Annotated in this window: 18 protein-coding genes and 1 pseudogene; 5 read left to right on the top strand and 14 right to left on the bottom strand. The window is 65.0% G+C overall.

The annotated features are described in order from the left end of the window. Positions 1 to 83 precede the first annotated feature (83 nt). Together motB and motA are read right to left on the bottom strand one after the other, a co-directional pair. Positions 84 to 1,106: a flagellar motor protein MotB gene (gene motB, locus IX761_RS26850; RefSeq protein ID WP_194792498.1), complete on the bottom strand. Its 1,023-nt coding sequence runs from the start codon at positions 1,104 to 1,106 to the stop codon at positions 84 to 86. A 3-nt stretch (positions 1,107 to 1,109) separates the two neighbouring features. Continuing rightward, on the bottom strand, positions 1,110 to 1,961 hold the full coding sequence (gene motA, locus IX761_RS26845; protein ID WP_110996144.1) for a flagellar motor stator protein MotA: 852 nt from the start codon (positions 1,959 to 1,961) through the stop codon (positions 1,110 to 1,112). A 130-nt stretch (positions 1,962 to 2,091) separates the two neighbouring features. Here motA and IX761_RS26840 point away from each other — a divergent pair, with 130 nt between their 5' ends. The 3 genes from IX761_RS26840 to asd are packed head-to-tail and all read left to right on the top strand — an operon-like array spanning position 2,092 to position 5,354. Next, on the top strand, positions 2,092 to 3,627 hold the full coding sequence (locus IX761_RS26840; RefSeq protein WP_194792497.1) for an HDOD domain-containing protein: 1,536 nt from the start codon (positions 2,092 to 2,094) through the stop codon (positions 3,625 to 3,627). Between the two features lie 44 nt (positions 3,628 to 3,671). Then, complete coding sequence (gene rhdA, locus IX761_RS26835) at positions 3,672 to 4,481, top strand: thiosulfate sulfurtransferase (RefSeq protein WP_194792496.1); 810 nt, start codon at positions 3,672 to 3,674, stop codon at positions 4,479 to 4,481. Between the two features lie 9 nt (positions 4,482 to 4,490). Continuing rightward, entirely contained in the window at positions 4,491 to 5,354 is an 864-nt protein-coding gene (gene asd / locus IX761_RS26830; RefSeq protein WP_194792495.1) for an archaetidylserine decarboxylase, read from the top strand. A gap of 134 nt (positions 5,355 to 5,488) precedes the next feature. Here the strand turns inward: asd and serB are convergent, their stop codons facing one another. Beyond that, positions 5,489 to 6,703, bottom strand: coding sequence for a phosphoserine phosphatase SerB (serB, locus tag IX761_RS26825; RefSeq protein WP_194792494.1), 1,215 nt, complete (start codon positions 6,701 to 6,703; stop codon positions 5,489 to 5,491). A gap of 136 nt (positions 6,704 to 6,839) precedes the next feature. Here serB and IX761_RS26820 point away from each other — a divergent pair. Next, positions 6,840 to 8,281 (top strand): annotated as a pseudogene (locus IX761_RS26820) (histidine kinase). A gap of 618 nt (positions 8,282 to 8,899) precedes the next feature. Here IX761_RS26820 and IX761_RS26815 read toward each other — a convergent pair. The 10 genes from IX761_RS26815 to IX761_RS26770 all read right to left on the bottom strand — a co-directional run bounded on the left by IX761_RS26815 (position 8,900) and on the right by IX761_RS26770 (position 18,453). Next, positions 8,900 to 9,046: a hypothetical protein gene (locus IX761_RS26815; RefSeq protein ID WP_194792500.1), complete on the bottom strand. Its 147-nt coding sequence runs from the start codon at positions 9,044 to 9,046 to the stop codon at positions 8,900 to 8,902. Positions 9,047 to 9,198: 152 nt separating this feature from the next. Continuing rightward, the gene (locus tag IX761_RS26810) at positions 9,199 to 9,909 is read right to left on the bottom strand and encodes a PqiC family protein (protein WP_194792493.1); all 711 of its coding nucleotides are present in this window, start codon (positions 9,907 to 9,909) and stop codon (positions 9,199 to 9,201) included. 174 nt (positions 9,910 to 10,083) lie between these two features. Then, a complete protein-coding gene (parC, locus tag IX761_RS26805; protein WP_194792492.1) occupies positions 10,084 to 12,342 on the bottom strand; it encodes a DNA topoisomerase IV subunit A in 2,259 nt (752 codons plus the stop codon). A 10-nt stretch (positions 12,343 to 12,352) separates the two neighbouring features. Continuing rightward, positions 12,353 to 12,871: a retropepsin-like aspartic protease family protein gene (locus IX761_RS26800; protein ID WP_194792491.1), complete on the bottom strand. Its 519-nt coding sequence runs from the start codon at positions 12,869 to 12,871 to the stop codon at positions 12,353 to 12,355. Further along, positions 12,868 to 13,854, bottom strand: a complete 987-nt coding sequence (locus IX761_RS26795; protein WP_194792490.1) for an esterase-like activity of phytase family protein — start codon at positions 13,852 to 13,854, stop codon at positions 12,868 to 12,870. Before IX761_RS26795 ends, IX761_RS26800 begins: the two co-directional genes overlap by 4 nt. Then, on the bottom strand, positions 13,851 to 15,755 hold the full coding sequence (gene parE / locus IX761_RS26790) for a DNA topoisomerase IV subunit B (RefSeq protein WP_194792489.1): 1,905 nt from the start codon (positions 15,753 to 15,755) through the stop codon (positions 13,851 to 13,853). Before parE ends, IX761_RS26795 begins: the two co-directional genes overlap by 4 nt. A 33-nt stretch (positions 15,756 to 15,788) precedes the next feature. Beyond that, on the bottom strand, positions 15,789 to 16,397 hold the full coding sequence (locus IX761_RS26785; protein WP_194792488.1) for a YqiA/YcfP family alpha/beta fold hydrolase: 609 nt from the start codon (positions 16,395 to 16,397) through the stop codon (positions 15,789 to 15,791). 106 nt (positions 16,398 to 16,503) lie between these two features. Next, on the bottom strand, positions 16,504 to 17,307 hold the full coding sequence (gene cpdA, locus IX761_RS26780; RefSeq protein ID WP_228534031.1) for a 3',5'-cyclic-AMP phosphodiesterase: 804 nt from the start codon (positions 17,305 to 17,307) through the stop codon (positions 16,504 to 16,506). 85 nt (positions 17,308 to 17,392) lie between these two features. Further along, positions 17,393 to 17,845 carry a DUF1249 domain-containing protein gene (locus IX761_RS26775; RefSeq protein ID WP_194792487.1) on the bottom strand — a complete coding sequence of 151 codons (453 nt, stop codon included), beginning with the start codon at positions 17,843 to 17,845 and terminating at the stop codon, positions 17,393 to 17,395. Beyond that, positions 17,836 to 18,453 carry an NUDIX domain-containing protein gene (locus IX761_RS26770; protein WP_194792486.1) on the bottom strand — a complete coding sequence of 206 codons (618 nt, stop codon included), beginning with the start codon at positions 18,451 to 18,453 and terminating at the stop codon, positions 17,836 to 17,838. Before IX761_RS26770 ends, IX761_RS26775 begins: the two co-directional genes overlap by 10 nt. 185 nt (positions 18,454 to 18,638) lie before the next feature. Here IX761_RS26770 and IX761_RS26765 point away from each other — a divergent pair, with 185 nt between their 5' ends. Continuing rightward, positions 18,639 to 19,385, top strand: a complete 747-nt coding sequence (locus IX761_RS26765; RefSeq protein WP_194792485.1) for an RsiV family protein — start codon at positions 18,639 to 18,641, stop codon at positions 19,383 to 19,385. Here the strand turns inward: IX761_RS26765 and cytX are convergent. Further along, positions 19,354 to 20,618, bottom strand: a 1,265-nt coding sequence (gene cytX, locus IX761_RS26760; protein WP_194792484.1) for a putative hydroxymethylpyrimidine transporter CytX, incomplete at its 5' end; no start/stop codon positions are given. The genes IX761_RS26765 and cytX overlap by 32 nt on opposite strands.

Raw genomic sequence — 20,618 nt, 5'->3', positions numbered from 1 at the left:
CCCCTCCCCCAAACCCCGTGAAAACAAAACGCCCGTGGCTGCTGGCGCAGGCACGGGCGTCGTGTTTTTTACCAGAGAACCGCTTACTGGTTCTTCTGCTCGTCCATCTTCAACACACCATCCTCGAAGATGTTCAGCTTCTGGCGCAGCTCGCGCGGCTGCATCGGCTCCTGGGCCGCTGCATCGCCAGCACCTGGCACGGCCGGGGCGGCGGCACCTGGTGCAGCGTCGGCCGGCGGCGCGGCCTCTGGCGTGCCCTGCTCGCCTTCGATGTTGCGCTGGGCCTTCTTGGTCAGCACGATAATGTCGATACGCCGGTTGACCGGGTTGAACGGATCCTTGCGGTCGAACAGCGACGACGAGGCATAGCCCACCACCCGCGCCACCTGGTCATCCGGATAGCCACCCGCCACCAGCGCGCGCCGCGCGGCGTTGGCGCGGTTGGCCGACAGCTCCCAGTTGCCGAAGTCGCCGGTGCCGGAATACGGCTTGGCATCGGTGTGGCCGCTGATGCTGATCTTGTTCGGCACCGCCTTGATGGTGTCGGCCATGGCCAGCAGGATGTCTTCGAAGTACGGCTGCAAGCGCGCGCTGCCCAGGTCGAACATCGGCCGGTTCTCGGCATCCATGATCTGGATGCGCAGGCCGTCCTGGGTGATCTCGAACAGGATCTGGTCCTTGAACTTCTGAAGCTGCGGGTTTTCCTCGACCTTGTTCTGCAGCTCCTGCAACAGCAACTCCAGGCGCTCGCGCTCGACCTGCTCGGCCATGGTCTCGACCTGGTCCTTGTCCAGCTGGATGCTGGTGTCGGGCGTAGGTTCGGACTTGGTTTCCGGGTTGATGGTCTTTTCCGGTGCCAGTTGCGGCGAGCCACCCAGGTCGATGATGTACGGCGTGCCGCTTTCGGAGAAGCCGATCGGGTCCTTGAAGTAGCCGGCGATGGCGATCTTCTGCTCGGGCGTGGCGGTAGACAGCAGCCACAGCACGAGGAAGAACGCCATCATCGCCGTGGCGAAGTCGGCGAAGGCGATCTTCCAGGCGCCGCCATGGTGGCCTCCACCGTAGCGCTTGACGCGCTTGATGATGATGGGCTGATTGTTTTCCATGGCTTAACGACCGCGGACCGCTTGTTCCAGCTCGGCGAAGCTAGGACGGTGCTTGGGATACAGCACCTTGCGCCCGAATTCGACAGCCAGCGAAGGCGGCATGCCCGAGGCGGATGCGACCAGCGAGGCCTTGATCGACTCGTACAGGTTGAGCTCTTCCTTGGCATCGTGCTCCAGGCACTTGGCCAACGGGCCGAAGAAGCCATAGGCGGCCAGAATACCGAAGAAGGTACCGACCAGCGCCGCACCCACGTGCAGGCCGATCGACGCCTGGTCGCCCTCGCCCAGAGACGCCATGGTGACCACGATACCCAGTACTGCCGCGACGATACCAAAGCCGGGCATGCCGTCGGCGATGCCGTTCACCGCGTGGGACGGGTGCTCCAGCTCTTCCTTCATACTCAGCAGCTCCATGTCGAACAGGCCTTCGAGCTCGTGGGGAGCCATGTTGCCGGTGGACATGATGCGCAGGTAGTCGCAGATGTAGGCGGTCATGCGCTCATCGCCCAGTACGGCGGGATACTTGGCGAAGATCGGGCTGGCGGCGGCGTCTTCGATGTCACCCTCGATGGCCATCATGCCTTCGCGGCGGCTCTTGTTGAGGATCTCGTATACCAGGCCCAGTACTTCCAGGTAGAAAGTATGGGTGAAGCGGCTGCCGAACATCTTCAGCGACTTCTTGACCACATGCATGGTCATGTAGCCAGGGTTCGCCTGAAGGAACGCACCGAACGCGGCGCCGCCAATGATCAGCACTTCGAACGGCTGAATCAGTGCCGCGATCTTGCCGTGGGAAAGCACGTAGCCGCCGAGCACGCTCGCGAATACGACGATGATGCCGATAATTTTAGCCATAGGTTCAGAGCACTTGCTGTCGTGGTCAGGGTCGGGGACGGGAGCCTTAAAACTCTTCTTCTACTTATCGGCAGAACTGCGCCAGACTATAGCCACTCATTGCGAAAAGCCAGTTCGGACTGATGTCAATATGCCAATTGAAACCAAGGTGCCAACTCAGGCCCCAACAACGTTAGAGGCTTGGGTAAAGCTGCTCGACAGCGTGCGCGTACCGGTCCCCAAAGAGAGCCACGACCGGGTGGTGCAGGCCATCAACGACAGCCGCCGCTCCCTGCGTGACATCGCCGAACTGATGCAGGACAGCCCCGCGCTGGTGCTGTGCGTGATGCGCGAGGCCAACCACCCGGCCAACACCAGCCTGGCCGACCCCGCCGAAAGCCTGGAAGTGGCGCTCAACCGCCTGGGCCTGGGCCGCACCGGCCAACTGCTGGCGCGCCTGCCGGTGCTACCAGGCGAAGAAATCCCACCCGTACTGCGCCAATTCCTGATGATCAGCCAGCACGCCACCCAGCAGGCCAACGGCCTGTTCGCCAGCCGCCTGGCCCGCCTGTGGCAGGAAATCCACTGGGGTAGCCTGCTGTTCCTGTCGCCGCTGTGGCCGCTGGCCATGGCCTACCCCAAGCTGCTCGACACCTGGGAGTTGCGGGTCATCCACAAGGGTGAGGACGCCGCCGAGGTCGAACAGGAGCTGTTCGGCGTGCGCATCATGCAGCTGTGCCAGGCCGTGGCCGAACACTGGCGCTTGCCCGGGTGGGTCACCCAGGGCTATCGCCTGCTGATGGACGAACGCGAGCAGTTGGCCCAGGTACTGAACATCGCTCGGGAACCCGACCCACTGGAGCAGCAGCACCGCCTGGACGAAGAACCGGCACTGCGGCGCTGGTTCAACCAGCCGCCAAACACGGTGCTGCTGGCCAACGGCCTGGCGCTGGCAGCACAGGTGGGCTGGGACAACCCGCACCTGCTGCGCTGGCAACTGCTGACCGCACTGTACCTGCAAACCTCGCTGGACGACGTGCAGCAACAAGTCCACCAGCAGGCCGCGGCCAGCGCCCGTCACCATGCCCGTCACGCCCTGTTCCACCCGGCCGAGGCGTTGATCTGGCCCTGGCAGCAGCGCCGCCCGCACCCAGACATGCTCACCCCGCCGCCGCCCAGCGCCGAAGACCTCGTACGCTGGCGCACGCTGTGCCAGGAACTGTTGGCCCAGCCCAGCCCGTTCACCAATACCGTGCACCTGGCCACCCAGGCCCGCGAAGCGCTGTTGGCCTGCGGCATGCAGCGCATCATGCTGCTGAGCCTGGACAAGGCCAATGACTACCTGCGGGTACAACAGACCGCCGGCCTGCCGAAAGAAGCCGCCGCCATGGCATTGCCGATCACCCAGAACAAGCTACTGCAAAAGCTGGTGAGCAAGGCCGGGCAACTGCGCCTGACCCCGGAAAACCACACCCAGTTCGCCGCGCTGCTGCCGGCGCCGCTGCGCGCGTTCTTCCGTGGCGAGCATGTGCTGCTGCGCTCGCTGGCGGTCAGCGACCAGGTGCTGATGCTGGCGGTGGCCGACCAGGACGGCAAGCCGCTGGCCGACGTCAGCGTGCAAGCCTTCGGCAAGACCGCGCAGTGCATCGAACGTGCACTGGCGCTGTTTGCCAACCGCAACGCCTGACCCTTGCGCTACAATCGCCCCTCTTTCCACTCTGGAGAACGTGGATGACTGACTTTTCCGGCCTGCCCCTGGTGATCGAAGCCCAGGACCTGCTGCCGCGCCTGGACTCGCCGCACTTGATCCTGGTCGACCTGACCAGCGCCAACCGCTACGGCAGCGGGCATATCCCCGGGGCCCGTTTCGTCGATCCCAAGCGCACTCAGTTGGGCCAACCACCCGCGCCCGGCCTGCTGCCGGCTCGCGCCGACCTGGAAAAGCTGTTCGGTGAGCTCGGCCATCGCCACGATGCGGTGTACGTGGTGTACGACGATGAAGGCGGCGGTTGGGCCGGCCGCTTCATCTGGCTGCTCGACGTGATCGGCCACAAGGGCTACCACTACCTCAACGGCGGCATCCAGGCGTGGCCGGCGGACAAGTTGTCCACCGAAATCCCGCAAAGCGCCGGCGGCCCGATCCAGGTGCATTTGCATCAGGAGCCGACCGCCACCCGCGAATACCTGCAAAGCCGCCTGGGCGCCGCCGACCTGGTGATTTGGGACGCCCGCGGGCCGCTGGAGTACAGCGGTGAGAAGGTGCTGGCCGCCAAGGGCGGGCACATCCCCGGCGCGATCAACTTCGAGTGGACCGCCGGCATGGACCTCAACGACCACCTGCGCATTCGCAAGGACATCAAAGAAGTCCTGCAGGACCTGGGCATCACCCCCGACAAGGAAGTGATCACCCACTGCCAGACCCACCACCGCTCCGGCTTCACCTACCTCGTGGCCAAGGCCCTCGGCTATCCACGGGTCAAAGGCTACGCCGGTTCCTGGGGCGAATGGGGCAACCACCCCGACACGCCCGTAGAAGTTTAAGGACGCTCAATGAAATCCCGCTTGTTCATCATCAGCCAGTACCTGCTGCCGCACCACCTGCTGTCGCGGCTGGCCGGCTGCATCGCCGAGTGCCGCTCGCGCTGGTTCAAGAATGCCTTCACCGCCTGGTTCGCCAAGCGCTACCAGGTGAACATGTCCGAGGCACTGGTCGAAGACCTGACCGCCTACGAACACTTCAATGCCTTCTTCACCCGGGCGCTCAAGCCGGGCGCTCGCCCGCTGGACGAAACCCCCGGCGCCATCCTCTGCCCGGCCGACGGAGCGGTCAGCCAGCTTGGCCCGATCGAGCACGGCCGCATCTTCCAGGCCAAGGGCCACAGCTACAGCGCCCTGGAACTGCTGGGCGGCGACCCGGCCATGGCCGCGCCATTCATGGGCGGTGAGTTCGCCACCATCTACCTGTCGCCCAAGGACTACCACCGCGTGCATATGCCGCTGGCCGGCACCCTGCGCGAGATGGTCTACGTGCCGGGCCGGCTGTTCTCGGTCAACCAGACCACCGCAGAAAACGTCCCCGAGCTGTTCGCCCGTAACGAGCGCGTGGTCTGCCTGTTCGACACCGAGCGCGGGCCAATGGCCGTGGTGCTGGTGGGTGCGATGATCGTCGCCTCGATCGAGACCGTGTGGGCCGGCCTGGTCACACCGCCGAAGCGTGAGCTGAAGACCTTCCGCTACGACGAGGCCAGCCGTGCGCCAATCCACCTGGAGAAAGGCGCCGAGCTGGGCCGCTTCAAACTGGGCTCCACCGCTATCGTGCTGTTCGGGCCGGAGCAGGTGAAGTGGGCCGAGAACCTGGGTGCGGCGTCTGCCGTGCGCATGGGTGAGTTGCTGGCGCAGCCTGTCCAGGGCTGATTCGCCGGACAAAACAAAAGGCCCTGCACATGCAGGGCCTTTTTGTTTTGCTGCCTTCGCCGGCAAGCCGGCTCCTACAGGTATTGCACAGGCCCTGTAGGAGCCGGCTTGCCGGCGAAGCGGTTCAGAACATGTCAGCTGCGCGCGTCGCGGTCGCGCACGCCCAGCAGGTACAGCACGCCATCCAGGCCCAGCGTCGAAATGGCCTGCTTGGCCGATTGGCGCACCAGCGGCTTGGCACGGAATGCCACGCCCAGGCCGGCCAGCGACAGCATCGGCAGGTCATTGGCACCATCGCCCACGGCGATGGTCTGCTCCAACTGCAAGCCCTCTTCACTGGCCAACTGCTGCAACAGGTCGGCCTTGCGCTGGGCATCGACGATCGGCTCGACCGCCACGCCCGTCACCTTGCCATCGACCACTTCCAGCTCGTTGGCGAACACGTAGTCGATGCCCAGGCGCGCCTGCACCTGCTTGGCGAAATAGGTGAAGCCACCGGAAAGAATCGCGGTCTTGTAGCCCAGGCGCTTGAGTTCGGCAAACAACTGCTCGGCGCCCTCGGTCAGGCGCAGCGAGGCGCCGATCTGGTCGAGCACCCCCACATCCAGGCCCTTGAGCAGCGCCATGCGCTCCTTGAAGCTGGCACGGAAATCCAGTTCGCCACGCATGGCACGCTCGGTGATCGCCGCCACCTGCTCGCCAACGCCGGCTGCCTTGGCCAGTTCGTCGATCACTTCGGCTTCGATCAGCGTGGAGTCCATGTCGAACACTGCCAGGCGGCGGTTGCGACGGAACAGGTCGTCCTTCTGGAACGCGATGTCGATGTTCAGCTCTTCGCACAATGCGAAGAAGTCCGCGCGTAAGGCCTGGGCGTCGCTTGGCTCGCCCCGCACGGAAATCTCCAGTGCGGCCTTGCCTTTGCTGGCGTCTGCATTCAGTGCAACACGGGCGGACAGGCGCTCGATGCGTTCGATGGTCAGGCCGTACTGGCTGATGATGGCGCTGACCCGCTGCAATTGCTGCGGGGTGACCCGGCGGCTGAGCAGGGTGACGATATGACGGGCTTCGCCCTGGCTATCGGCCCAGTGCTGGTAGTCGGCCTCGGAAATCGGCGTGTAGCGCGCTTGCAGGTTCAGCTCGTGGGCCTTGGATTGCACGCTGTGCAGCAGTGCGGTGGCCACTTCGTTGTCGGGGATATCGACCAGGATGCCGAACGACAGGGTACCGTGCATCACCGCCAGGCCGATGTCGAGGATGTTCACACCGCCCTGGAGCAGGACGCCGGTGATGGCCGCAGTAAGACCGGGACGGTCTTCACCAGTGATGTTGATCAGGACGATTTCGCGCAAGACCGGGCTCCGACTTCGATGAAAAATGCGCATTCTACCGATTTTCCGTGACCATCGGGCGCCAACGATACTTTGCCGACAAAACTCCCGCCGCTATACTGCGCAGCAACTTTCTCGCCATAAAGAGCCGCGCTCTGTGAACCGGCCCACGCCCGTCAAAACCGACAATTTCTTCCTGATGATCTACCGAGCCTTGAGCCAGCGTCGCATTCCCCTGGCCCTGCGTATCGCCAGCCATAACATCTTCCTGGTGGCCCTGGCCCTGGTGATCTATGCCTGCGTGATGGGTTTGCAGTTCAAGCAGGCCATGCACGAGCAGGCCGACGCCGTTGGCCAGAGCCTGACCACGCAGACGGCTACGTCCGCCACCGAGCTGCTGGTGTCCAACGACATCCTCAGCCTCAACGTGCTGCTCGGCAACCTGGTGAAGAACCCGCTGGTGGCGCATGCGGCCATCTACAGCGTGGACAACCGCATCCTCGCCGAAGCCGGCCAGCGCCCGAGGAACAGCCTGCTGGGCGAAGCCGAAGGCCTGTACCAGACCAAGATCACGTTCCAGGACGTGACTGCCGGGCAGTTGCGCATCAGCCTGGACATGAACCAGTTCCAGCAACCGATGCTGATCAGCCTGCAAAGCATGGGCATTCTCGCCGCCATCCTGCTGGCACTGGCGCTCACGCTGAGCCTGCGCCTGGGCCGCTTCATTTCCACCCCACTGCTGCAACTGCGGGTCTGGCTGCGTGACCCGCACCCATACACGCCGGCCATCGACCGCCAGGACGAGATCGGCGACCTTGCCCGCCAGTTGCATGCCCGCCTCGCCCCGCCACCGCCCCCGGAGCCGGAACCGGATGAAGTGGAGGAGGAAGACGATTTCGACGACGCGCCTGTGGCGCCGAAAGCCGCGCCGCGCGCCAAAGTGGCCGTGCAGGCCCATGACGACGATGATGACGAGGCCTTCGCTGGCCTGATGGACGAAGAGCCGGCCCCAGCCAAACCGGCCGCCGTCGAATCGGACGAACCGCAGAGCACCGCGGTGCTGGCCGTGCAGCTGGGTTCGCAAGAGCAGTTGCGTCGCTTGCCGCGCACTCGCCTGACTGAGTTGCTGGAGCGCTACCGCGACTGCCTCGACCAGGCCGCGTCGCTGTATGAGGGTGAGGTGCAGACGTTGAACGACGGCAGCACCCTGCTGCTGTTCCACAGCCGTGACAGCGGCGAAGACTACCTCACCAATGCCATCTGCTGTGGCGAGCTGCTGCGGGCCCTGGGCCATGCCTTGCAGATCGAGGTGGCCGACAGCGGGATCACCTTGCAGCTGCAGCTGGGCCTGGTGCTGGCCGACGACTTGCAGGGCATGGACCAGGTTGACCTGCTGATGACCGAACAGGCTCAGGACGCGCTGGCGTTGTCCCAGCACAGCCGCAACCTGCTGCTGGTGGAGCGGCGGATCAGCGATGACGCGCTGGTGCGTCAGCGGGCGCGTATTCGGCCGATTGCCAGCCCTGAGGGGGCGTGCTGTGTGGATATCCGTCGATGCTCGAGCGGCAGCTGGCGCGGATGCACGAGCGTCGGGTCTGAGTTGGGATCGCCGGGGTGGCCGCGGCAGCCTGTGATCAGGGTTGAAGCGGGGCCCGGGGTGATCTAGGTTCTTGGCTTGGCTTGGCTTGGCTGCCTAGGGTGCTGGTTTCTGGATTTAGGTGCATATCCATTCACGATGGCGACTTTTCGGCACCTTTCCGCCCTTTCAAGGTCCTGACGGCTAGCGCATGAGGGCCACCAAGGGCTTGCCGATGGTTTTGCAGCGCTCTCAAGATCGAGCGCCGCCCGCGCGGCGCATCGCTGGCAAGCCAGCTCCCACATCTGTTTCGGGCCAATCCATCCTGTGAGGTCTCCACTGTCCGCCTTGGTGCATGTCTTGAGTCATGTGGTGCGGCGCTAGCGTCCATGCAAAAACCGCGTCGTACAAACAAGGCGTACAGCCGCGGCGGAGCAGGCATAACTGGCCCGAAACAGATGTGGGAGCTGGCTTGCCAGCGATGCGCCGCGCGGGCGGCGCTCGATCTAAAGAGCGCCACAAAGTTTTCGACAAGCGCCTGGTCGCCCTCATGCGATTGCCATCGAGAACAACACCAACCCAAGCCCCTATCAAGCCCCATAAAAAACCCGCATCACTGCGGGCTTTTCATATCGGCTTGATCAGAACCGATAAACTTCCATATCGGTCCGAATCGGCGAGGCCATCGGAATCTTCGACTTCTCCGGCTCCTTCTTCACCTGCACCGGCGCCGCCTGCTTGCGTGGCGCCTCTTCGGCAATAGCCGGCTGATTGGCCAACGGCTTCACCGCAGTGCTCAGCTGTTCAGCNGAGCGCCACAAAGTTTTCGACAAGCGCCTGGTCGCCCTCATGCGATTGCCATCGAGAACAACACCAACCCAAGCCCCTATCAAGCCCCATAAAAAACCCGCATCACTGCGGGCTTTTCATATCGGCTTGATCAGAACCGATAAACTTCCATATCGGTCCGAATCGGCGAGGCCATCGGAATCTTCGACTTCTCCGGCTCCTTCTTCACCTGCACCGGCGCCGCCTGCTTGCGTGGCGCCTCTTCGGCAATAGCCGGCTGATTGGCCAACGGCTTCACCGCAGTGCTCAGCTGTTCAGCCAGCTTCTGCAGCAATTGCCCCTGAGCCTGCACCTGCGCCGACTCGCTGCCCTGGTGCGGCTGCTCGAGATGGACGATGCGGTTGTCACGTACCTGGCCACGACGGTCCAGCACACGCCATTGCGCATCCAGAATCGCCGGCTGATCCTTGCCCGAATCCAGGCGAGTAATCGTCAGCAATACCTGCACATCGGGAGTGAACCCTGCACTGGCAGGTGCCAGCACCACCCGCTGGCTGTCCAGGCGCCAGGCCAGTTGTCGCACCAGCAGCTGGTCGATATCCGACGAAAGGCTGCCGGCCCAACGCCCATCGGTCGCCGCAGTCAGGCTACCGTCAGCTTGACGCTGGAGAAAAGTTTCGCGTTGCAGGTAGTCGGCCACCGAAACGGGGCCAAGCACCACCGCCATGCCCGCCGCCTGCGAAGGCTGGCCGGGATCACCGCTGTCGAGCTGATACAAGGCCACCGGCTGGTGCATGCTGCACCCGCTCAGGCCCAGCAAACCAGTCATCAACAGCGCAAAGGGAAGGCGCAGAAATTTCATCATCCCATCCAGGCGGTCGTCACAAGACTGACCGCAGTGATACTCGTGTAGATTCATTCGGGCACTCGGCCACGCCGGCGCCGCAAGGGCACTATCATCCGCGAAATAGCCGCCAGACTCCAGCATTTCCGCCCGAAGCGGCGCCGAAAGCGCCGCAGCAGACGCGCCACGGGCTTACGCCGGAGTCTCTACCATCAGCCCATCGACCCGCTGGAAGCCACGGGGCAATTTGCTACCACGGCGACCGCGTTCACCCTTGTAATGCTCAAGGTCATCCGGCTTGAGAGAAAGCGTACGCTTGCCAGCCTGCAATACAAGGGTCGAACCCTCGCTGATCACCGCAAGATCGGTGACATATTCTTCACGACTGGCCACCCGGTCGCCCGGTACGCCAATGATCTTGTTGCCCTTGCCCTTACCCAACTGCGGCAGGTCCGCCACCTTGAACACCAGCAGACGGCCCTCGGTGGTCACCGCCGCCAGCCAGTCCTGCTCGCGATTCGCCACCGGCCGCGGGGTCATGACCTTGGCGCCGCTGGGCAGGCTGAGAAGCCCCTTGCCGGCCTTGTTCTTCGCCTGCAGGTCCTCGCCCTTGACCACGAAGCCGTAACCGGCGTCGGAGGCCACCACGTAGAGGGCGTCGTCATCCGGCAACAGCACGCACTCGAAGGTGGCGCCCGGCGGAGGGGTCAGGCGGCCGGTCAACGGCTCGCCCTGGCCACGGGCCGACGGCAGGGTGTGGGCGGCCAGCGAATAGCTGCGCCCGGTGGAATCGATCAGTACCGCGAACTGGTTGGAGCGCCCGGCAGCGGCCGCCTTGAAGCCATCCCCCGCCTTGTACGACAGCCCCGTGGCGTCGATATCGTGGCCCTTGGCGCAACGCACCCAGCCCTTCTCCGACAGCACCACGGTGACCGGTTCGGTCGGCATCAGCTCGTTTTCCGACAGCGCCTTGGCTTCGGCGCGCTCGACGATCGGCGAGCGGCGGTCGTCGCCATAGGTTTCGGCATCTTCGATCAGTTCACTGCGTACCAGCTTGCGCAGCTTGGCATCGCTGCCCAGCAGCGTGGTCAGGCGCTTCTGCTCCTTGAGCAGGTCGTCGGTTTCGCCACGGATCTTCATCTCTTCCAGGCGCGCCAACTGACGCAGGCGTGTTTCGAGGATGTAGTCGGCCTGGATCTCGGTCAGCTCGAAACGCTCGATCAGCGCCTGCTTGGGGTGTTCTTCGGTGCGGATGATATGGATCACTTCATCCAGGTTGAGGAACGCCTTGAGCAAGCCTTCCAACAGGTGCAGGCGCCGCTCGACCTTGTCCAGGCGGTGCTGCAAGCGGCGACGAACGGTACCGATGCGGTACTCCAGCCATTCCAGCAGCAGCGCGCGCAGGCTCTTGAGTTGCGGGCGGCCATCCAGGCCGATGATGTTGACGTTGACCCGGTAGGTGCTCTCCAGGTCAGTGGTGGCGAACAGGTGCTGCATCAGCTCGGCGGCATCCACACGGTTGGAGCGCGGGATGATCACGATGCGGCAGGGGTTCTCGTGGTCCGACTCATCGCGCAGGTCGGCGACCATCGGCAGTTTCTTGGCCTGCATCTGCGCAGCGATCTGCTCCAGCACCTTGGCCCCGGAGACCTGGTGCGGCAGCGCGGTGACGACGATGTCGCCGTCTTCGACGCGGTACACCGCGCGCATGCGGATCGAGCCCTTGCCGCTTTCGTACATCTTGAGGATGTCGGCACGCGGGGTGACGATTTCGGCCTCGGTCGGGTAGTCCGGGCCCTGGATGTGCTCGCACAGTTGCTCGAGGGTGGCCTTGGGCTCGTCGAGCAGGTGCACGCAGGCGCTGGCCACTTCGCGCAGGTTGTGCGGCGGCACGTCGGTGGCCATGCCCACGGCGATGCCGGTGGTGCCGTTGAGCAGGATGTTCGGCAGGCGCGCTGGCAACACGGCCGGCTCCTGCAAGGTACCGTCGAAGTTCGGCACCCAGTCCGCAGTGCCCTGGCCCAGCTCGCTGAGCAGCACCTCGGAGTAACGCGACAGGCGCGCCTCGGTGTAGCGCATGGCGGCGAACGACTTCGGATCGTCCGGCGCACCCCAGTTGCCCTGGCCGTCGACCAGGGTGTAGCGGTAGCTGAACGGCTGGGCCATCAGCACCATGGCCTCATAGCAGGCCGAATCGCCGTGGGGGTGGAACTTGCCAAGCACATCACCCACGGTACGCGCCGATTTCTTGTGCTTGGAATCGGCATCGAGCCCCAACTCGCTCATGGCATAGACGATGCGTCGCTGCACCGGCTTGAGGCCGTCGCCGATGTGCGGCAGGGCGCGGTCCATGATCACGTACATGGAGTAGTTGAGGTAGGCCTGTTCGGTGAAGTCAGCCAGCGAGCGGCGTTCGACGCCGTCCAGGCTGAGTTCCAGTGAGTCGCTCATGCGGGCCTCGTCATTTCAGGTTCTGGCGCAGCAGCATGGTGCCGCCGCGCTGGGTAAATTCAAGTTGTTTCAGGGCACTCATGCCCAGCAGCACCGCCTGTGCATCCAGCCCGGGCACTACCACGGCGCGCACGTCGCGCAACTGGATATCGCCCAGCTGCAGCGTGTCGAGCCGGGTGCGGTAGCCCTGGGTGCGGCCATTGGCTGTGCTCAGCTGCACCGGCGCGCCACGCGCCAAGTCCAGGTCGCGGGCCAGCACCTCGGGGATCGCCACGTCGGTGGCGCCGGTGTCGAGCATGAAATGCACCACCCGGCCATTGATCGCGCCATCGGCGACGAAATGCCCCTGGCCGTTGCTCAGCAGGCGCACCTCGACAAAACCGTCGCCCTGGGTGCTCTGCACCTGCGCATTGGGGTTTTGCTGGCGCTCTTCCCACTGGCCGAAGAAGCGCGTGGCGAGGAACATCGCCGCCGCCCAGGCGAGCACCATCAGCACCCTGCCCGCGCGCTTGCCCGGTGGCTGGCTCATGGCTTGGCGCTCCAGCCGCCTTGCGGCGCGGCGAAGCGCCAGACGATCGGCCGCAGCTCCCCGTCGGCACGCACGCCATCGTTGTTGTCGACGCCGATCCAGGCACCGTCCTTGTCCACCACCAGCGCCTCGGCCAGGCCGTAGGGTTGGTCATAGCGGCGCGAGGCCACCAGCGCATCGGCGGCGAACGACCAGCAGCGCTCGACTTCCCCACTGTCGGCATCACGCCGGCAGATGCGGTAGGCGTTGCGCTCCAGGGTGAACAGCTTGCCTTCGAACAGCGCCAGGTCGGCGAAATCGCGCGACATGGCCCGGGCCTCGGGGAACTGTGGTGGCTGCATCTCGACACCTGCCTCGCTGAGCAACACGCAGCTGCGCCCGCAGGTCCACACCGACTGCTGGCGTTGCACCGCCAGCAGGCCACGGCGCTCGCGCTCGGCGGCCAGCCACAACCGATCACCCGCCGGGTTGATCGCCAGCCCTTCGAACAGCGCGTTGAAATGCAGCAACATGCCACTGGCACGGGCCTGGCGCACCAAGGCCTGGTCGATCCGCAGCCAGTTCGGCTCGCCCTCGGCCGGCACTTGCAACACGGCCGCCTGGGCCTCGCTGACCACGTAGAAGTTACCTGCCTGGTCGCAGGTAATGCCTTCGAAGTCCAGCGCGCCCCCACGCACGAACGACGCTGCCCAGGTGCGGATCGTCAGCCCCCACGGCAAGCCGCTTTCCGGTGCCTCGGGCGCCGTGAAGACCAACGGCTGGGCCTTCCAGGCGGCGCCCTCCTGATCGAGCCGGTACAGGCGGTCGTCGTCACGGTCGGACACCGTCCACAACGCCCCCCGGCACCAGGCCAGGCCCGACAGGTTGCCGCCACGCATGCCATCGACCGGGTACTCGCCGGTGAGCTTGAGCTCGGGCCACTCCCCAGCCAGCGCGGGGAGTGTGAACAGCGCCAGCCAGGCAACCAGGAGCAGACGAATCAAACCAGGACCTCGGCCAGGTTGCCTTTGGTTTCCAGCCAGTTCTTGCGGTCACCGGCACGCTTTTTCGCCAGCAGCATGTCCATGATCTCGGTGGTGCCTGCCAGGTCGTCGAGGGTGAGCTGCACCAGGCGCCGGGTGTTCGGGTCCATGGTGGTTTCGCGCAGCTGCGGCGGGTTCATCTCGCCCAGGCCCTTGAATCGGGTGACCTGCGGCTTACCGCGCTTCTTCTCGGCGACCAGGCGGTCGAGGATGCCGTCGCGCTCGGCTTCGTCGAGGGCGTAGTAGATTTCCTTGCCCAGGTCGATGCGGTACAGCGGCGGCATGGCCACATAGACATGCCCGGCCTCGACCAGCGGGCGGAAGTGCTGGACGAACAGCGCGCACAGCAAGGTGGCGATGTGCAGGCCGTCGGAGTCGGCGTCGGCGAGGATGCAGACCTTGCCGTAGCGCAGTTGCGTCAGGTCCGTGGCGCCCGGGTCGACCCCGATGGCCACGGCGATGTTGTGCACTTCCTGGCTGGCCAGCACTTCACCGCCATCGACTTCCCAGGTGTTGAGGATCTTGCCGCGCAGCGGCAGGATGGCCTGGAATTCCTTGTCCCGCGCCTGCTTGGCCGAGCCACCGGCCGAGTCACCCTCGACCAGGAACAGTTCGGCGCGCATCGGGTCCTGGCCTGCGCAATCGGCCAGCTTGCCGGGGAGTGCCGGGCCCTGGGTGATGCGCTTGCGCTCGACCTTCTTGCTCGCCTTGAGGCGGCGGCCAGCGTTGCTGATGGCCAGCTCCGCCAGCTGCATGCCCAGCTCGGGGTGGGCATTGAGCCACAGGCTGAAGGCGTCCTTGACCACCCCGGAGACGAACGCCGCCGCTTCGCGGGACGACAAACGCTCCTTGGTCTGGCCGGAGAACTGCGGCTCCTGCATCTTCATCGACAGCACGAAGCTGATGCGCTCCCACACGTCCTCGGGGGCCAGCTTGACCCCACGCGGCAGCAGGTTGCGGAATTCGCAGAACTCGCGCATGGCGTCCAGCAGGCCCTGGCGCAGGCCGTTGACGTGGGTGCCGCCCTGGGCGGTGGGGATCAGGTTGACGTAGCTTTCCTGGACGCTGTCACCGCCTTCGGGCAGCCACAGCAGGGCCCAGTCGACAGCTTCCTTGTTACCGGCCAGGCTGCCGCAGAACGGCTCGTCGGGCAGGCGCAGGTACTCGCTGACCGAATCGACCAGGTACGAACGCAGGCCGTCCTCGTAGTGCCACTCGACCTTCTCGCCGGTGCCCTTGTCCTCGAAGCTGATCGACAGCCCCGGGCACAGCACGGCCTTGGCCTTGAGCACGTGCTTGAGGCGGCTGATGGAAAACTTGGGCGAGTCGAAGTACTTCGGGTCGGGGGTGAAATACACGCTGGTGCCGGTGTTGCGCTTGCCAACCGTGCCGACCACCTCCAGCTCGCTGGCCTTGAAGCCGTCGGCGAAGGTCATCTGGTACTCGTTGCCGTCACGCTTGACGCGCACGCGTACCTGGGTGGACAGGGCGTTGACCACCGAAATACCAACGCCGTGCAGGCCGCCGGAGAACTGGTAGTTCTTGTTGGAGAACTTGCCGCCGGCGTGCAGCTTGGTGAGGATCAGTTCGACACCGGATACCCCCTCTTCGGGATGGATATCCACCGGCATGCCGCGGCCATCGTCGCTGACTTCCAGCGAGTGGTCGGCATGCAGGATGACCTGCACCGAACGGGCGTGACCGGCCAGGGCTTCGTCGACACTGTTGTCGATGACTTCCTGGGCCAGGTGGTTGGGCCGGCTGGTATCGGTGTACATGCCCGGCCGCTTGCGGACCGGGTCAAGGCCCGAAAGGACTTCGATGGCGTCTGCGTTATAGGCGCTAGCGCTGGGAATGGCCATGGGGTCTCGTCGTCAGTCTGGTGAATGCAAAAGTCAAAATACCGAAAAATCCAGTGCCGCATACTGCCCGCGAGCAATGCCGGCGAACGCCAACAGGGCCGGCAGTTGCGCGGCGAAACCCTGATAGCTGTGGTCGCCACCGGCCTGGATGCGCAGGGCACAAGCCCGGTAATAGCGCTCGGCGTGGCGATAGTCCAGTGTTTCATCGGCGGTCTGCAACCACACTTGATAGCGGGCGGCGTCCTGCGGGGGCGGCACTTCCAGTTCGGCCAGGGCCTCGACGTGGTCGTGGGTCAATTCCCAAGCCTCGTCAGTGTAGAGGTTGCGTTGAGTGCCCAGGTGGCCGTCGAACAGGCGGTGCGGGGCCACGGCGGGGTTGACCAGCAGGGCCTTGAGCCCGTGGCGCTCGGCCAGGTGGGTGGCATAGTAGCCACCCAGCGAGCTGCCGACCAGCAACGGCGCACCCAGTTCGGCGATAGCGGCCTCCAGCTGCACCATGGCCTGGCGTGGGTGATGGTGCAGGGCCGGGACCCGCAGCTGGTCGGCAAGACCAAGCTGCTGCATCACCGCCTCGAGCTGGCGGGCCTTCTTCGACAGCGGCGAGCTGTTGAAGCCATGGATATAAAGGATGGAACCCGACATGCTGCCCCCGGACGCAAAGACGCGCAGTGTAGCCTGTTCGAAGGGCATTGGCGCAGCGCAGGGATTTTCGCAACACATTCTGGGGGCGCTTTGCGGTCCCCAGGCATCAATACCCCGGGCTGTCGAAATCCAGCTTCACCTCGAAATCGAGCACCCGCTCCACGCCGGTCTCCAACCGCCCATCGGCATGCAGGCGCAACCACCGATACCCCGGCTGCTCCTCGCTCACCTTGAAGTCTTCGCTGTGCGGCGCGAACTGGATGCAGGTCGACGGCGTGGCGAGAAAACGAATGCCGTCACGCACTTCGTCCCATTCCTGATGGATATGCCCCCACAACAGCGCCTTCACCTGTGGATAACTGCGCAGGCGCAGCAACAGTTCATCGGCATTACGCAGCCCAATTGGTGCGATCCAGGCGCAACCGATATCCACCGGCTGATGATGGCAGCACAGCAGGCAATGGCGCTCGCCAGCCGTGGCCAAAGCCTCGTCGAGCATCGCCAACTGATCGTCGGCCAGCAGCCCGAACGTGGCCCCCACCACCGCCGAATCGAGCATGACGATGCGCCAGGCGCCGATATCGGTCACCGCCTGCACCAGTTCAGGCGCCACCTCGGCCATCACCCGCGCCTCGTCATGGTTGCCCGGCAACCAGCGCATCGGCGCACCGAACACCGAGGTCATTTCGCGAAACGCTTGGTAGGAGGCCACGCTGGCATCCTGGGACAGATCGCCCGTGCACAGCAGCAGGTCGATGCGCGGCTGCTCGCGGCGCACCTGGCCAATCACATGCCCCAGGCTGTCGCGGGTGGTGAGGCCCAGCAGGGTGCCGGCCGGATCGGCGAACAGATGGGCGTCGGTCAGTTGCACCACGTGGATGGGCGACGCGGGGTGAAGTGGTTGCGGCAACGGCCGTCTCCTGATGCGGATTCAGCACGGATTATGGCGGGGGATCGGTTTCGAGCAAACACGCGAAACCGACCTGCGTCACATTTCAGCGTACGGCTGCCAGCTCATGGCCGCAGGCCAGGCAGTGGCTGAGCCATTCACCCAGGAACAGGTTAAGCTGGGCTTTCTCGTCGGGCTGGTGCATCGCCGTGTTGGGGTACGGGTAGATGCTGCGCAGCCGACGGGTGTGTTCGGCGCTGACCACCTCGGCCATGCGCGCGTCGTGATAGACCTGCACCTCGAGCTCCGGCACCGGCAGCCAGGGCAGGCTGTGCTCCTGGCGCACCTTGAGCGTGGTGGTGTAAGGGCAGGCCAGCAGCACTTCGAGCACCAGCACACCGAGCATCTGGTCGCCCTGGGTCATGCCGATGCGCCGCGAGCTTTGCGTGGTGCGCATGTCCGGCAGCAGGCGCATCAGGCGGGCATAGTTGGCCTCGCAGGCCGTCTGCAGCCCGACCAGGTCGACCCGATAGCGCTCGCGCAGCAGGTTCACTTCCACATACCTCGTACTTCGTCACGGTTCAGTGCCAGCCATTGCAAACCAATGATGGTCGCCGCGTTGCAGATGCGCCCGTCGCGCACCGCTTGCAAGGCATCCTCGAACGACCACACCCGCACGCGGATGTCCTCGCTTTCCTCTTCCAGGCCATGCAGGCCGCCGGCCCCTTCGCTGACGCAACGACCCAGGAACAGGTGCACGAACTCGTCACTGCCACCTGGCGAGGGGAAATAGCGGGTCATTGGCCACAGCGCGCTGAAGGTCAGGCCGGCTTCTTCCTCCGCCTCGCGGTGGGCGACTTCCTCGGGCTGCTCGTCCTTGTCGATCAGGCCGGCGACCATCTCGATCAGCCAGGGGTTGTTCACCTTGCCCATGGCACCGACACGGAACTGCTCGATCAGCACCACCTCGTCGCGCTGCGGATCGTAGGGCAGCACGCACACCGCGTCGTGGCGCACGAACAATTCACGGGTGAACTCGCGGCTCATGCCACCGGCGAACAGTTCATGGCGCAGGTGCAGCTTGTCGAGCTTGTAGAAGCCCTTGAACAACTGCTCCCGCTTGGCGATCTCGACCTCTTTCGGCACCGAATTCAACGTGTCCGTCATGCAAACTCCTCATTACCTCGTATACCGCATCGCGCAATCCTACTCTGCGTGCCGCCGGGTTTCATCCCCTTGTGGTGACCGTTCGCGCAGCCGGGACAGGCGCTACGCTCTCTGTTAGCTTAGTGGCGAACCGAAGGCCGCGCTGGCGGTCCAAGGCCGATCATCACCGTTGTGAAAGAGGCAACATGACGCTTGTCAAACTGACATCCGTGGCTTTGGCCGCACTCGTACTGAGTGCCTGCCAGAGCCTGTTCGCACCCAACTACCGGGCCCCGCTCGAGGTCAAGCGCGAAGCCTGGGAGCACGTCAAGCCCGGCTGCAGCGAGAGCGACTGCCCGTTGGTGAACATCGACGTGGTGCACTTCCCGGCCCTGCCCAAGCTCGATGCCATCGTCGAAAAGCGCTTGCTGCAACTGACCGAAGACAACCAGCGCGGCACCCCACCGGCCTCGCTGCAAGCTTATGAGCAGCAGTACCTGGCCCGCGCCGACAAGCGCAACAGCAGCTACCTGCAAGCCAAGGTACGCGAGCAGCATGACGGGCTGGTGATCGTCGAGCTGTCCAGCTACCTCGACAGCGGCGGTGCCCATGGCATGCCCGGGCGCGGTTTCATCAACTATTCGCGCAAGCTGGACAAGGTGCTGACGCTGGACGACATGCTGGTACCCGGCCAGGAGGCGACCTTCTGGAAGACCGCCGAGGAATCGCACCGCGCCTGGCTGATCAGCACCGGCATGGACAAAGACCCCGAGTTCGTCAAGACCTGGCCCTTCAAGCAGTCGCCGCACATCGCCCTGACCTACGGCGCACTGGTGATCAAGTACGAGGTGTATGCCATCGCGCCCTACTCCATGGGCCACGTCGAACTGAAGATCCCCTACCCGCGCCTCAACGGCGTGCTCAAGCCCGAGCTGTTTCCCGGCCGCGGCTGAGCGATAGCAACCCGTGCAGCACCCCTGCCAGCAGCAACGCCGGCAGGGTCGCCCCCAGCTCCGGCGCCTGGCTGGCCATCAGGTGATAGGCCGCCACCCCCACCGCCCACGCCAGCAGCGCCTGCCAGTGCAGCCCTTCGACCACAGCCGGCAGGCGGCGGCGACGGACCACGAAGTGGTCCACCAGCACCACGCCGAACAGCGGCGCGAACACCGAGCCGATCAACAGCAGGAAGTTCTGGTACTGGGCCAGCGGCGCCAGCAGGGCGATCAAGGTGCACAGCACACCGATGGCCAGGGCCAGGTGCTCGACCTTCATCTTCACCAGCAGGCCGGTCGAAACCGCCGCCGAGTGGATATCGGCGAACGCGTTCTCCGACTCGTCCAGCAAGATCAGCAACAGCGGAATGCCCAGCCCGGCACCGGCCAGGGCCAGCAGCAATGCGTTCACTTCCCCGCTCGGCGCGAACGCCAGGGTGTAGGCCACGCCCAGGCTCATCAGCCAGGCATTGCCAATGAAGAAGCCCAGCGCCGTGCCGCCGAATACGCGGCTGGCGCGCTTGCCGAAACGCGAATAGTCGGCGATCAACGGCAGCCACGACAGCGGCATGGCGATGACGATGTCGAAACCCAGCGCCAGCGACAGCGAGCCATCGCCCGGGCGGCGCCACAGGTCGGCCAGGTCCGCCTTGGCGAACAGGTTCCAGGTCAACCACAGGCAGGCCCCCAGCAGCAGCCAGATGCCCCATTTGCGCAGCACCTTGCGCACGAACGCCAGCGGCCCGCTGACCGCCAACAGGGTGGCCAGGGCGCCGAAGCACAGGGTCCACAACAGCGGGCTGCTCCAGCCACTGCCCTCGCCGAAGGCCCGCGCGCCCAACAAGCTGGCGGCGTCGCGCATGACGATGATCTCGAACGAGCCCCAGCCCACCAGTTGCAGCAGGTTGAGCAACGCCGGCAGGCGCGCGCCGTGGCGGCCCAGGGACAGGCGCAGGGTGGCCATGGCCGAGAGGCCGGTATCACTGCCGATCACCCCGGCCGCCGCCAACAACAGCACGCCCACCGCGGTGCCGAGCACGATGGCCAGGATCGAGCTGGCCAGGCCCAGGCCCGGCGCCAGCAGGCCGCCAACCTGCAGCACCATCAGGCCGATGCCGAGGGAGAACCACAGCGAGAACAGGTCGCGGGCGCCGAACTGGCGGTGGTGGGTGGGGACCGGGTGGTCGGGGGAAA

Origin of the sequence: Pseudomonas sp. UFMG81 (genome assembly GCF_015354575.1) — a bacterium.
GTDB lineage: Bacteria > Pseudomonadota > Gammaproteobacteria > Pseudomonadales > Pseudomonadaceae > Aquipseudomonas.
This window is presented reverse-complemented; position numbering and strand designations above follow the sequence as displayed.